Origin of the sequence: Methylocaldum sp. (genome assembly GCF_035627495.1) — a bacterium.
In the GTDB taxonomy this organism is placed as follows: domain Bacteria; phylum Pseudomonadota; class Gammaproteobacteria; order Methylococcales; family Methylococcaceae; genus Methylocaldum.
The window spans coordinates 1-13582 of record NZ_DASPLO010000129.1 but is presented as its reverse complement, the minus strand read 5'-3'; the positions used below and the strand labels follow the sequence as shown (position 1 = coordinate 13582).

Here is a 13582-nt window from a genome sequence, read left to right as displayed (position 1 = left end):
TTATCTGAAGCGGGCGGCGCTCCGATTCGATGGCCGAGGACGCCAGGGCAGGCGGGGACAATCCGCCCCGCGAACTTTCCCGGCACTGGTCGACCTAAAAAACTGACGTCCTAATTCGAGAAGCTCACCGCGGGAGGATACTCATGGAACGGTTTGGCGGACTTCGCGCCCTTGGCGCCGTTCTGATCATGATGTCGGCGGGATGCCAGCCCGTACCCGTACCGAGGCTTACCCCGGCGCCCGCGGCGGAGCGCGTACCGGGGGAGCCGGGCGCCGCCCGCGCCGAAGCCGGCGGCGTCCGTATCGCAGCCGGAGCCGAAGCGTGGCCCGGCTCGGATACCATCCATCGCGAGTTGACCCCGGTGCGGGTGTCCATCGACAACCGAAGCGCACAGCCTCTGCGCATCCGCTACGCGGAGTTCGCCCTGGTGAGTCCTTCGGGGGAGCGCTTCGCCGCGCTGCCCTTTTACCGGAAGGAAAGCCAGGTGAACGTCCCCGCCGTGCCGGCCCCGTACCCGCCCATCGCCGATCCCGCCTTCGGCTATACGAACTTCTACGTGGCGCCCCGGTATCATTCGATGTATCCGGGGCTGCAGCCCTATCCCGGCCCGTTCGAGTACGATTCTTCTTACTACGACACCTATGGCGACTATTGGAAAGAAGGTGCCCTGCCGACCGGGCGCATGATCGATCGCGCCTTGCCCGAAGGCGTACTGGAGCCGAATGGCCGGCTCGACGGGTGGCTTTATTTCGAAAAGGTGCGGGATGTGCCGAAGGTCACCTTCCGTACCGATCTGGTGAACGCCGAAACCCGCAGGATTTTCGGCGAGATCCGGATTCCATTTACTGTGCGTTAGACCATTTTCTGATCTGGTATAGCGTCAGAAACAGCGGGCGCTACCCGTCTTAGCCCCGTTAGAGCGCCTCCGAGCATCGCCGCCTGGGACCGGATTAGCCCGAAGGGGCGCGGCACGATGCCGCGCGGCGACAAAGGCACAGGGACCGTGCCTTTTGTCAGCCCGGTCCCAGGCGGTGACGCGCAGGATCAGGGCGCTCTTCGGGTGGCCTTTTCTTTGGGTACTTTCTTTTGGCCAAGCAAAAGAAAGTACCCCGCGTGCGGGGCGGCTCCCCGCTCCAAAACAATCGCCGCGATTAGCGGCACCTTGGGTCGTGCTTCTAAATATCTAACATCGCTTTGCCTAAACAAAAGCCGCACTAGAAGCTGTCTTCAAGCGTCACGAGCATCTTCAGAACAAGGAGCGAACCACAGGGACGTTTTTCATCGGTATTTCGAACCCTTGAGCAACGCGGGTATGGCGGTGCGTAGTAGTTTGAACACAGCTTCTTAGAGCGGATCTCCGATATGCCGATCCCAACCCCGCATGGAACGGGTTCTGGGGATGTTTCCCGTTTTTGCGCTTCGTCATTTCGGCCTCCACGGTTTTCGAGTTGATGGACCGGGGCTCCGCGGCCGGCAATTCGGCCGCCCGTCCGTTTAAGCAAAACAAACGATGCGGTGACGAAACATCGGATCGAATGTCTTAATTTTCATGGACGACACTCGGTTTCACAACCACATTGGAGGCGTGGCTATGGGCGGCATTTTACGGTTTCTGGGCAGTGCGATCGGCATCATCTTCTTGATCGGCCTGTTAGTCTTGATTGGGCTTCTGATGCTGATTTTCTGATCGGTGATGCGCGTGCGGGCTTGGAAGCACCTTTGGCTTGGAGCCGTAGCGGGGGGCTTGTTTACCGTGGCGGCTTTGAGCGCGACGGCCAGTGAAGCTGTGCCTCCCGCCGTGCCCGGCACGGGCGCCCGGCCACCGTTTGCCGGAGAGTCCAGCGCTCTGCCGACGGTGTTGATCGTGCCCGGGACATTCAGCGCCGAGCGGGTCACCGATGGCTGTTGGGTGCAGTTCTACACGGGCGACGATTTCACGGGAACCCAACTGAACATCATCGGCCCGGTCGACATGCGCAGCATGGAGGGTCCGTTCGGCGCCCGCTGGACCGGTCTGGAAAGCGCCAAGGTTGGACCGCGCGCCCGGGTAACCGTCTTCGCTGGCAAGGACTTCGAACGGCGCAGTTTGGTTCTCGAACCGGGACAACATATCCCCGACTTAGAGAAAAGCCGGGGACGGAGCAGGTTGGGGCTTTTTAAAGATATCAAATCACTGCGGGTGATTTGTCTGCCGTACCGCTGATCCGGTGCGCCTCGCCATATCCCAAAAATATTGGCAGCAGGCTCAGACCCGCTCCCAACTATGGAGCGGTTATTGAGTGCAGGTAATCTTCACGGACTCAATATCCTCGAACAGCCCCAGTTTCCGGTCGTCGAGGTTTTTGATGCGATCGCCCGGATTGAGGGTTGCGGTGCGGTTCCGGTAGTCCTCGGCGTCGTAGATCGCTACCCTGGCCTTGGGGCCGACGATTACGCTGTCGAGACCGCCCCAATAGTAGCGACGATTGAAATTCATGTTGGGCAGGTCGGCGGGGCCGACTAGAGTCAGTTGATCGCCCTCGAAGTTTTCGCCGTCGAAGAACCGGGCCCAGCAACCGCCATCCATCGTGTCGACATGCTGTGCCACGGGGATCAGCACCAGGACGGGCACTTTGCCCTGCCCTTCGTTTTTGGCTTTGGTGCCGGTTTGCTTCTGGCCCTGATCCTCCGGCTTTCGATCTCCCGCTTGAGCTCTGTCTTTCGACTTTTCCGACTGGGCCAGCGCTGTATCGTTCGCTTGGGCCGGGGGCGGAGCGGTGATCCCGCGGCGAATAACATGGTGCCAATAGCGATCGCCAAAACGGAATTCCTGGACTTCATGGGACGCCTCCTGCGTCGGTGCACTATGCCGAACAAAGACGCATGTTTATCCGTCTCCTCGTAAATAAAAACGACTCGAAACCCGTTTAATCGTTCCGCCCGCAGCAATGGCGGAACGATTGAGCAAGACCGTGGCAAGAAACGGGCAGCCTTCAGAGTTCTTTCGGGAACTCCCTTGGAAGGATCATTTCTTGGCTGTTCGGGTCACAGACGATATAGGTGCCGGCGTAAGGAACGGGATTGCCTGAAAGTACTATTTTCGCGGAACACTAAGAGGAGGTTCGCGTGCAAGCGTGGAAGCGTTTCTTATCGAAATCCGTGGCGAGCACGGTGCCGCGGCCCGGCGAGAGGATTCCGGATTTCAGGAGCGCGCCTTGGAGGAGATCGTTCGAAAATATCGACGCGCCGCGGATAAGCGGCCGGCCCTGACCCGGTGGTCGGGCTCGGATTTCCGGTTGTCGGCAAAGTCGAATGGCGCGGAGTTCAGCGCGGGAAACGGAGAGCGTGTTCGGTGGGCGGTTCCGACGGCGGAGGATCTTGGCTGGTCTCGCCGTTTTGGCCGTCCTGGTGGTGGCCGGTTACTGGCTCTGGGCGCGGATCGTCGATGAACGGAAACCACCGGAGCCGTCACAGATTCCTCCCGTTACCGTGGCGGCGGCCCGTGCCGAGGCGGAGATCTGGCGAACCGAGTTGGACACCATCGGCAGCCTCGTTGCCGTGCACGGGGTGCAGGTGACCACGGAGGTGGCGGGCATGGTGGAAGCCATCGGATTCGAATCGGGCGCCGAAGTGGAGCAGGGCGCGGCCCTGGTGCAATTCAATACCGATGTCGATCGGGCGCGGCTGGAGCGCCTGGAAGCGGAGGCTCAACAGGCGCGCCGCGATTTGGCGCGGGCCCGGGAACTGGTGCAGCGGCGTTTCGTATCGCAGGCCGAACTGGAACAGGCGGCCACCGAGGTGGAAACTCTGGAGGCCCAGGTTCGGGAGCAGCGGGTGCTGATCGGCAAGAAACGGGTCGAGGCGCCCTTCGCCGGGGTTCTCGGGCTCCGCTACGTGAATCTGGGGCAATACCTCGAACCCGGTCAGGCCGTCATCGATTTGCGGTCCATTGCGCCCATCTACGTGGATTTCACCTTGCCCGGCCGCCATTACGCCGAGGTCGGGCCGGGACTGCCTATCCGGGTGCGGGTCGACGCCTATCCCGAGCGGGTCTTCGAAGGCGAAGTCAGCGCGGTCAGCCCGGAGATCGACCGGGAGACCCGCAATTTCAGCGTGCGCGGCAGCCTGCCCAACCGCGAAAGACTGCTCCGGCCGGGCATGTTCGCCGACGTGGTCGTGACGCTCCCCGACGAGCGCAGGGTGGTGGCCGTTCCCGCCACGGCGATCAGCTACAGCCCGTACGGCAATGCGGTGTTTTTGATCGGGGACGAGCTTCCGGCGGAAGAAGCCGGTCCGAAACCGGATGGCCAGACGGTTCCTGCGCCGCCGGGTGGTTTCGATGGAAATAAAAATCCGGAGGCATCTTCTGCCGAAGTCCCGGCGGGGCGCGTCTACCGGGTCGAGCGGGCCTTCGTCACCGCCGGCGAGCGCCGGGGTCTCTGGGTGGAAATCCTGAAGGGCGTCGAGCCCGGTGACCGGGTGGTCACGTCGGGTCAGCTCAAGCTCGGCGACGGGGCTCGGGTGGTCATCTCGGACCAGGACGTGCTGCCGGAGGTCGAACCCATTCCGAAGGGGCCGTGATGGGTGGCTTTACCGACCTTTTCATCAAGCGGCCGGTGCTGGCCTCGGTGATCAGCCTGGTGATCCTGATGCTGGGATTGCGGTCGATCCAGTCCCTCAATGTCCGCGAGTACCCGGAAACCTTCTCCTCGGTCATCACCATTTCGACCCCTTATTTCGGTGCCAACGCGGAACTCGTCAGGGGGTTCATCACCACGCCCCTGGAACAGGCCATCGCGACCGCCGAGGGCATCGACTACCTCGAATCCACCAGCGTCCAGGGTACCAGCAGCATTCGGGCGCGGCTTTTGCTCAATTACGATCCCAACGCCGCGGTCGCGCAGATCATCACCAAGATCAACCAGGTGCGGAACCAGTTGCCGCCGGGCAGCGAGGACCCCATCGTCACCGTCACCGTGGGCGAGCCGACCGCCGCCATGTACATCGCCTTCTACAGTGACCGGTTGGAACGCAACCAGGTGACCGATTATCTCAACCGTGCGGTTCGGCCGCGCCTGGAAACCCTTATTGGCGTTCAGGAGGCGCCGGTGCTGGGCGGGCAGACGATCGCCATGCGCATCTGGCTGGACCCGAAGCGCATGGCGGCGTTCCGGGTCACGCCGACGGACATCCGCGCGGCGCTCGAGGCCAACAATTTCCTGGCGGCGGTGGGGGATACCAAGGGACCGACCCTCTCGATCTCTCTGGATGCGGATACCAACCTCCACTCGGTGGAGGAGTTCGAGCGGCTGGTGGTGCGGGAGGAGGACGGCGCGCTGATCCGGCTGCGGGATGTGGCGGACGTGTCCTTGGGCGCGGAATCGTACGAAACCTCGGTGTATTTCGACGGGGTTCCGGGGGTGTTCATTGCCGTGGAAGCGGCGCCCACGGCCAATACCCTGGACACGGCGGCGCGCGTGCGGGAAGTCTTCCCCGATATCCAGCGGCAATTGCCCGAGGGCATCCGCGGCGTCGTGGTCTACGACAGCACCGATTTCATCCGCGACTCGATGCGGGAGGTGCTGGTTTCCCTGGTCGAGGCGCTGGCCATCGTGACGGGGGTCATTTACCTGTTCCTGGGATCGGTCCGTGCCGCCCTGGTGCCCGCCGTGGCCATGCCGCTTTCGCTGGTGGGATCGTTGTTTTTGATTCTGATCATGGGTTTCAGCATCAACCTCTTGACCCTGTTGGCGCTGATCCTCGCTATCGGCCTGGTGGTGGACGACGGCATCGTCGTCGTGGAGAACGTCCACCGCCACATGGAGGAGGGGAAGAGCCGGCTCGAAGCCGCACTCGAGAGCGGGCGCGAACTGGCGGCGCCCATCGTCGCGATGAACATCGTGGTGGTGGCGGTATACGCGCCCATTGGCTTCATGACCGGACTCACCGGGAACCTTTTCACCGAATTCGCGTTCACCGTGGTGGGGGCGACGTTGATATCGGGCGTCGTCGGCCTGACCTTGTCGTTCATGCTCTGCTCCAAGCTGTTGCGGCGGGAAACCGAGAAACGCGGGCTCAGCCGTTGGGTGGACGCTGGATTCGGATGGGTGGCGGATCGGTACGGACGCCTTCTTCATTACACTCTGGAGCTGCGCTGGCTGGTGCTGCTGTTCGGGGGAGTCGTGCTCGTCGCCTGCTATTTCCTCTATACCGCCGCCGAAGACGAGCTGGCGCCCACCGAGGACCAGGGCTTTCTCATCGTGCAGGCCACCGCCGATCCGAACATCTCCATCAACCACCTCGAACGCTGGACCCGGCTGGTCGGCGAGGTCATCGAGAATTTCGACTCCACCGACCATTCGTTCGTCATCAACGGTGTGGCGCCGGGCGGCGGCAATGTGGGCAGGACCTACCAGGCCTTTGCCGGCATGTCCATGAAAGACTGGGAGGAACGGGAGCAAACGCAATTCGACATCATGCCCGAATTGCAGAATCGAGTGGATGGCGTCGCCGGCCTCCAGAGCGCGGTGTTCCCGCCGCCGGCGCTGCCGGGCGCCGGCGGCGGAACCCCGGTACAGTGGGTCATCGGCTCCACCGAGGAGACGGAAGCGCTCTACGAGGCGGTGCAGCGGGTGCTGGACCGGGCGCGGCAAAGCGGCAAATTCGCCTTCATCGAAACCGATCTCCATTACGACCGGCTCCAGGTGCAGGTGGAGATCGACCGTGCCAAAGCCGCCGATCTCGGCATCGACATGCAGCAGCTAGGCGGCGATCTCGCCACGCTGCTGAGCGAAGGCTATGTCAATTATTTCAGCATTCGCGGTCGCAGCTACCGGGTCATTCCGCAGGTGGAACGCGCCTACCGGCTCCGCCCCGAACAGCTCGAGAACTATTATCTCCGCGCCCGGAATGGCGCCCTGATTCCTGCCTCGACCATCGTCCGTCTGACGCAAACGGTCCAGCCGCGGGAACTGGCCCGGTTCAACCAGCTCAACGCGGCGACGCTGTCCGGGGTTCCGGCGCCGGGGGTCACGCTCGGCGAGGCGGTGGAATTTCTGCGGACGACGGTGACCGAGGCCTTGCCCGGCGAATACGTTACCGACTGGAAGGGGCAGTCGCGCCAGTACGTGCAGGAGAGCGCGGAGCTGGTAACCGCCTTCTTCCTGGCGGTGATCCTGATTTATCTAGTGCTGGCCGCGCAGTTCGAAAGCTTCCGCGATCCCGCCATCATGCTGGTGAGCGTGCCCATGTCCCTGGCCGGCGCCCTGCTGTTCATGGCGCTGGGGGTCGTCACCGTCAATATCTACACCCAGGTGGGGCTGTTGACGCTGATCGGCTCCATCATCCGGCACGGGATTCTGTTGGTGGAATTCGCCAACGAGGTCCAGCGACGCGAGGGGCTGAACCGGCGCAAGGCGATGGAGACCGCGGCGGCGATCCGGCTCCGCCCGATCCTGATGACCACGATCGCAACCCTGGTCGGCATGATTCCGCTCTGGTTCGCTTCGGGACCCGGCGCCGAAAGCCGTTTCGCCATCGGCTTCGTGCTGGGTGCGGGCATGGCCATCGGCACGGTGTTCACGCTATTCGTGGTACCGGCCTTTTACACCGTCATCGCCAGTGAGCGGACCGGATCGGAAAAAGGGGAACAAGGTGAGGAGAACTGAAACCTGTTGTGCCTTGATCGTAGGGTGGGTTAGCGTAGCGTAACCCACCGATTCAAGGCTGCTCGGTGGGTTACGCTACGCTAACCCACCCTACAAATAGTTGTAGGCCGGATTAAGCCCTTCGACTTCGCTCAGGACAGGCTCCGCGTATCCGGCGTTTTCATCCGTCGCGCGCCGGGAACGGCTGCCGCCCCTTCGACAGGGCTCAGGACAGGCTTATCCCGGCCTACATCTGTCCCACATGCGGCGTTTTCGTCCGTCTAGCTACTACCAATAATACGGACGGCCATAATAGTCGTGGATCTCGATTTCGTAGCGGCGGTTGACCGGTTCCGTCGGATCGAATTCGGGCCCGTTACGGATGCTTTCGGCATCGAGTTCGACATGCAGACGCTGTTCGGCCCAGTCGATCAAGCCGAGCCACGGCGTCGCCACCAGAACCTTGCGCCCCGGCAGCCAATTGCCCGTGTCGACCACCAGATAGCGTAGCGCCCATGCCTGATCGTCCACGATGAAGTCATTCACCTGACCGATGTCCCGGTCGGTGGCGGCGACGATGTAACCGATCACTTCCTCGACCGAACGCAAATGCTCTTCTTTTTTTTCCTGAATTTCGGCTTCGGCGCCGACCAACGGTTCCGGCACCGGGTTGACGACCTCGGCGGGCCAGGGGTAAGCGCCGAAGCCGCCGGGTCCGACGCCGTAGGGTGGCAGGGAGTAATGACGCCGATACTCGATCTCATACGCCCGGGAAACCGGGGCGTGCTCATCCAGTGGCGGAGAGTCTTCGATTTGCTGTTTGGTCAAGTGCACGGGCAGACGGCGGCTAGCCCAGTCGGGTTCGTCGAGAAAAGCGGGAGAAACGACCACCTTGCGTCCGGGTAGCCATTTGGAGGTCTTGGCCACCATGAAGCGAACCCCCCAATCGCGATCGTCGAACAGAAAATCGTCGCAGCGGCCGATTTCGCCGTCGCTCGCCGCCAGCACGTATCCCACAATCTCCTTGACGCTTCTCAGCATAAATCCTCCAAACTCGAAGCAACCGGCCCGGCACACTACCCAAGGCTCCTCTTTTAGGTAAGGGGCGAGGGAGGAAAGTTTCCGGGGCGAGCGTTCAGCTTTCGTTCTCCGTCTCCTCCACGACCCGCTCCCTTTGCAGCCAGCGGGCCAATAGCCACCAGAGCAGTGCCCAGGCGGCGCCGGCCATCCAGCCGGCAGCCACGTCGGACGGCCAATGCACACCCAGGTATACCCGGCTGAAGCCGACCAGCAGGCTGAGCACGATGGCCATCGTCAGCACGAAAAACTTGGTGCGCCGATCGGGCAGTACTCTGGCGAGCAAGGCGCCTAGCGTCAGATAGGTCGCGGTGGCTAGCATCGCATGGCCGCTGGGAAAGCTGGCGGTGTAGACGTATGCGCCATGGGGCACGAGGTCGGGGCGGGGGCGGTCGAAGCCGAGCTTCAGCGCCGTGTTGATGAGCAGACTGCCAGAGACGGCAATGGCCAAAAGGAGCAAAGCCCCGCGCTTCCGCAGGAGGGCGAGGTAGCCCGCGACTCCGAGGGTGATGAATACGATCACGCCGACGCCGCCCAAGGCGGTGAAGTCCCGGAACAGCTCCTCCAGCCATCTCGGGCCGAGGGGATCGGCCGGGTCCGCGGGATTCCGCAAGGCCAGCAGGATAGTGGTGTCGATGGCATGTGTCTGGCCTTCGGTGACCTCGTCGGCGAGTTCGATGAACCCCCAGAGTCCCCCGGCAGCCAGCAGCATCAGCACAAGGGTTCGAAACTCGCGGGCAACGGCCGACCCGGCGGCGCCGAGCAGCGGCCTGAGCACGGTGGAGAACCGATGATTCATATGCATGGCGAATTCTTGCGCCTCTCTTGGCTATCGTTGTTTGGACAATTCCGTAGACTCCCCGGCAGGACGGGCCGGGATAAATCCGCTTTCCGGTTGGTCCTTATAACTAAGTCCCCGTAAAAAAAGGCCTTTCATTCGACCGAACCGGTGGGGAATCCGTAAGGCGCTGTTGGCCGCTCGGCTGCTCGGGATAGAACCGGGTGCCGGAGTTGAGAGGTCTGCGGCTTTGACGGGAGACGGCTCGATCAGGTTCTTTGACAAGGCCAGGACGCCGGGAAGGACGCGATGATGGATCGTGAAACCGCCGAGACACGGAGCACCAGCGGACTGCTGACAAAGCGGACGTTGATCGTCGCGGCTGTGGCTGCCGCGGTTATTGCGCTGCTTCTGGCGGTGTGGCAAGTGGCGCAGATCCTTCTGCTGATTTTCGCGAGCCTCCTCCTGGCTCTGTTTCTCCGCACGCTCGCCGAGTTCATCAGTCGGCATACGCCGTTGTCCGTGGGCTGGTCGCTGGCGGTGGTGGTTCTGACGCTGCTGGGCGCGCTCGTGCTGATTTTGGCGCTATACGGCCCCGCCATCGCCGACGGTTTTTACCAGTTGTTCCGGCAGTTGCCGACGGCGCTCGACCGGCTGCGGGGCACTCTCGAGCAATATCCGTGGGGACCCGCTCTGATAGACAGGCTATCCAGGGCGGGGGGCACCCTGACCAATCCTCAGCAGTTATCGAGAATCGCCGGGATTTTTTCGACCGCATTCGGTGCCTTGGGCAGCCTTTTCGTCGTGATCGTGCTGGGACTTTATTTCGCCGCCGATCCCAAAACCTACATCGACGGCGTGGCACGCCTGTTTCCTAAAGAGCGCCGAGGGCGTGTTTGGGAGGCGTTGAACCGGATAGGCCATGCTCTCCGCTGGTGGCTGATCGGCCGGATCGCCGCCATGCTCGTAGTGGGAATTATAACGGGCATCGGGCTGGCGGTGCTGGGGGTGCCGTTCGCCTTTATTCTGGGTCTCGTCGCCGCTGCCCTGGATTTCGTGCCCAATATCGGGCCGCTCATTGCGGCTGTGCCGGCGATGATGGTTGGCCTCTCCCAAGGCGGTCCGACGGTGCTCTACGTGGCCATTCTCTATTTCGTGATCCAGGGATTGGAAGGCTATCTGATCACGCCCTTCATCCAGCAGAAGGTCGTTTCCTTGCCGCCGGCCCTCCTGCTGGCCGCTCAGCTCATCATGGGGACGGGTCTCGGCATTCTCGGCCTCCTGCTCGCGCCGCCCCTGGTGGTCATCATCATGGTGCTGGTGCAGATGCTGTACATGAGGGATGTGTTGGGGGAATCCGTCGAGATGCCTTAGAGGGTGAGTGAAAAGCTTTTGTCTTTGCTTGCCCACAGACAAACAATGCACGTCTGAGTCGGCTTGATCGCGATAGAACTTTCAAACCGAATTGAAGTCACTCAATTAACCTTAGGCATTGTTTTGCAATGGAATCAGGAGGAAATGCCATGGCGACGCAAGATATCACCGAAACGAAGGGAATCGCCGGCCAGGAGGTCACCCATCCCCAACGGGGATCATTTCTCAGTCCCTTTGACGAATTCGATCAATGGTTCGATGAGCTTCGGCGCAACTGGATGCAGCCTTTCTTCTTTGGTCGTGGCTAGCCAAGGCGGGGCAATGTTCGGCGGCCGAAAGCCGCGGGCGTCCAGCGTTAGACCATCAAGATGGACTGAACGTAGGAATAGCCGCACTTCCCACCACTCGTTGTAAATTTGCAGTATCGGATTACCGTCAGTCCGTAGATCGGGCACGACGGCGCCCCCAGTGCTTGCCGTGACCCGCTGTCGAACGTCTCGGCGAGTACTTTCAACAACCCGTAGCTATCAGGAGTGAAGTTATGGAACTCAAACTTGGAAAAACGCTCATCCTATCCACACTTTGCAGCCTGGCCTTGATGGGCGATGCCACCGCGCAGGCACAGGAGGAGGCGGCGCCGATCGCGGGCCAATCTACGCTCGGCGTTACCGTTATCCAGCATGAAGTCATCGCCAAGGGCTGGCGAGCCTCGAAGCTGATCAACGCGAATATCTACAACGAGAATGATCAGAAAATCGGTGAGATCGACGATTTCATCGTGGCTCCCGATGGATCGTTATCGGTCGCTATCGTGGATGTCGGCGGATTCTTGGGGATGGGAAAACGCCATGTCGCCGTCCCGGTAGATCAGTTTCGCTCTACCGGTGACAAGGCATCAAGGATCGTTCTGCCTGGAGCCAGCAAGGAGGCGCTGAAGCAGTTGCCCGAATTCAAGTACGTCCAGTAGCCCCTAAACTATCGCAGAATCGGTGTTTCAGCCGCGGATGACGCTGGATTGCCGACATCCGCGGCTATGCGAGAGATGTTTGAAACCGGCAGTCCGAGTGAGGGACTCTCATGAAAGAATTACTTGAGCAAGCTTGGTGGATGCTCGCCGTACGCGGGGCCATTGCCATCCTCTTCGGCATACTTGCCCTTATCTGGCCCGGCCTCACGCTGCTGTGGCTGGTCGTCCTGTTTGCGGCCTATGCGCTGATCAGCGGTGCATCAGAGGTCGCCGCCGCCGTGAAAAACCGGGCAAGGAACGAAAACTGGTGGCTGATTCTCCTGCTGGGCCTGGTCAGCCTAGGCGCCGGAGTGATCGCTGTCTTCCATCCGGACCTGACGGCGCTGATTTTTGTCCTACTGATGGGCGCGAACGCGCTGGCGACGGGTGTGCTCGACATCGCCTCCGCCATCCGGTTGCGCAAGGTCATGGAAGGCGAGTGGCTGCTGATCCTCGCTGGAGTCGTCTCCATCCTCTTTGGCATCCTTGTTTTCCTGTTTCCCGGCGCGGGAGCGCTAGCCCTGGTCTGGCTGATCAGCTTTTACGCGGTCGTCACGGGTGTTCTCTTGCTCACGCTGGCCTTCCGTGCGCGGGCGTGGATGAGGACCGGAGAATTGAGGCACGCCTAACGTCACCGGCCTATATCTCATTATTGCCCACCGCGCATAGGCTCTGGCACGACCTCATGCTGCCATACGATGGGAAAAACAACGGCCGCAAAAGGCCGGTTTGATACCCAATGCCAGTCGGTTAAGACGCCAACTTGGCCGGCTGGCTGATGGTCAAACAGGCTCATGATGTTTCATGGGCCTGTTTTTTATGTCCCTCCAAAGCGGTCTTCAGGAAACCAGGAGCCTGACGCCTCCTCCGGTTGAACGCTTTGCCGGCGTCATGGATCCGGACTGGAACCTCCAGACATGATCGAGCCAGACGGCAAACTGCGGCGTTTCGACGGCAACGGCAAGCGCGGCGACGATTCGGGTTGGTATGTCTTGCATGGTGACGCTGTCCCCGCAGGCTGCTTCGGCGACTGGCGGACTGGACTATCTCAAACCTGGCGTGCAGATATCGGGCGCAGTCAGCTCGGACGGTTCATCCCCACGGGCGTGGGGGTGAGCGGCGGGCTTAGGAGCCGCGAACGCCCGCCCTGGATGGGCGGGCTGGCTGAGGCCACAGGGAAGTGTGCTTGCGGTGCCACTGAAATGACCACCCGGTTCATCCCCACAGGCGTGGGGAACAGACTGAGGGAACGGCGGACGCGGCGTCGAAATCCGGTTCATCCCCACAGGCGTGGGGAACAGCGCTGTCCACGGGACAAGCCGACACCGAAGCGCGGTTCATCCCCACAGGCGTGGGGAACAGCCCACACGCATACCTATGCCGGGAACACTAGCCGGTTCATCCCCACAGGCGTGGGGAACAGGCTCGCCTCCGCGTCGCGTTACTCGGCCGGCGTCGGTTCATCCCCACAGGCGTGGGGAACAGGATCACGCCGGGGCAGACCGTCAGCGTCGGCGCGGTTCATCCCCACAGGCGTGGGGAACAGCTCAACCATCAAAGCGCTAGAGCATTTTCATATCTAGTCGGTCTTGAAGAATTCGATTTTTCTTTGAAATTGTAAGCTGGTTAGGTTGAGCTTTCTCCCATAACCGGGCCGATCAATGGTAGTGATATCCTTATGGATTCTCTGAGCGCGGACATCAGCCAGGCATAAAAAGCCC

At 61.6% G+C, this 13582-nt stretch carries 13 protein-coding genes and 1 CRISPR repeat array; of the genes, 9 read left to right on the top strand and 4 right to left on the bottom strand.

Going from position 1 to position 13582, the window contains the following annotated elements:
* Positions 1 to 143 precede the first annotated feature (143 nt).
* From VEB01_RS10295 to VEB01_RS10290, 3 genes are all read left to right on the top strand, one after another.
* On the top strand, positions 144 to 857 hold the full coding sequence (locus tag VEB01_RS10295) for a hypothetical protein (RefSeq protein WP_324875146.1): 714 nt from the start codon (positions 144 to 146) through the stop codon (positions 855 to 857).
* 735 nt (positions 858 to 1592) lie between these two features.
* Positions 1593 to 1688, top strand: coding sequence for a small membrane protein YohP (locus VEB01_RS23290; protein WP_475441720.1), 96 nt, complete (start codon positions 1593 to 1595; stop codon positions 1686 to 1688).
* 12 nt (positions 1689 to 1700) lie between these two features.
* Positions 1701 to 2204 (top strand): beta/gamma crystallin domain-containing protein, encoded by a 504-nt coding sequence (locus VEB01_RS10290; protein ID WP_324875144.1) that lies wholly within the window; start codon positions 1701 to 1703, stop codon positions 2202 to 2204.
* Positions 2205 to 2273: 69 nt separating this feature from the next.
* On the opposite strand, the gene VEB01_RS10285 is transcribed toward VEB01_RS10290, so the two are convergent.
* Positions 2274 to 2612 carry a beta/gamma crystallin domain-containing protein gene (locus tag VEB01_RS10285; protein WP_324875143.1) on the bottom strand — a complete coding sequence of 113 codons (339 nt, stop codon included), beginning with the start codon at positions 2610 to 2612 and terminating at the stop codon, positions 2274 to 2276.
* Positions 2613 to 3358: 746 nt separating this feature from the next.
* Between VEB01_RS10285 and VEB01_RS10280 the strand changes: the two genes are divergently transcribed.
* Positions 3359 to 4561, top strand: coding sequence for an efflux RND transporter periplasmic adaptor subunit (locus tag VEB01_RS10280; protein WP_324875142.1), 1203 nt, complete (start codon positions 3359 to 3361; stop codon positions 4559 to 4561).
* The gene (locus tag VEB01_RS10275) at positions 4561 to 7647 is read left to right on the top strand and encodes an efflux RND transporter permease subunit (protein ID WP_324875186.1); all 3087 of its coding nucleotides are present in this window, start codon (positions 4561 to 4563) and stop codon (positions 7645 to 7647) included. Before VEB01_RS10280 ends, VEB01_RS10275 begins: the two co-directional genes overlap by 1 nt.
* A 267-nt stretch (positions 7648 to 7914) precedes the next feature.
* Here VEB01_RS10275 and VEB01_RS10270 read toward each other — a convergent pair whose 3' ends face one another.
* Entirely contained in the window at positions 7915 to 8667 is a 753-nt protein-coding gene (locus VEB01_RS10270; protein ID WP_324875140.1) for a PRC-barrel domain containing protein, read from the bottom strand.
* A gap of 94 nt (positions 8668 to 8761) precedes the next feature.
* Positions 8762 to 9508: a phosphatase PAP2 family protein gene (locus VEB01_RS10265; RefSeq protein WP_324875139.1), complete on the bottom strand. Its 747-nt coding sequence runs from the start codon at positions 9506 to 9508 to the stop codon at positions 8762 to 8764.
* Positions 9509 to 9790: 282 nt separating this feature from the next.
* On the opposite strand from VEB01_RS10265, the gene VEB01_RS10260 reads away from it, so the two are divergent.
* The 4 genes from VEB01_RS10260 to VEB01_RS10245 all read left to right on the top strand — a co-directional run bounded on the left by VEB01_RS10260 (position 9791) and on the right by VEB01_RS10245 (position 12490).
* Complete coding sequence (locus tag VEB01_RS10260; protein WP_324875137.1) at positions 9791 to 10855, top strand: AI-2E family transporter; 1065 nt, start codon at positions 9791 to 9793, stop codon at positions 10853 to 10855.
* 149 nt (positions 10856 to 11004) lie between these two features.
* A complete protein-coding gene (locus VEB01_RS10255) occupies positions 11005 to 11163 on the top strand; it encodes a hypothetical protein (protein ID WP_324875135.1) in 159 nt (52 codons plus the stop codon).
* Between the two features lie 233 nt (positions 11164 to 11396).
* Positions 11397 to 11822, top strand: a complete 426-nt coding sequence (locus tag VEB01_RS10250) for a PRC-barrel domain-containing protein (RefSeq protein ID WP_324875133.1) — start codon at positions 11397 to 11399, stop codon at positions 11820 to 11822.
* A gap of 110 nt (positions 11823 to 11932) precedes the next feature.
* Positions 11933 to 12490 carry an HdeD family acid-resistance protein gene (locus VEB01_RS10245; protein WP_324875131.1) on the top strand — a complete coding sequence of 186 codons (558 nt, stop codon included), beginning with the start codon at positions 11933 to 11935 and terminating at the stop codon, positions 12488 to 12490.
* A gap of 210 nt (positions 12491 to 12700) precedes the next feature.
* Here VEB01_RS10245 and VEB01_RS10240 read toward each other — a convergent pair whose 3' ends face one another.
* A complete protein-coding gene (locus VEB01_RS10240; protein ID WP_324875129.1) occupies positions 12701 to 12859 on the bottom strand; it encodes a hypothetical protein in 159 nt (52 codons plus the stop codon).
* A gap of 213 nt (positions 12860 to 13072) precedes the next feature.
* A CRISPR array of direct repeats spans positions 13073 to 13407; the repeat unit is 29 nt; unit sequence CGGTTCATCCCCACAGGCGTGGGGAACAG.
* Positions 13408 to 13582: the final 175 nt, after the last annotated feature.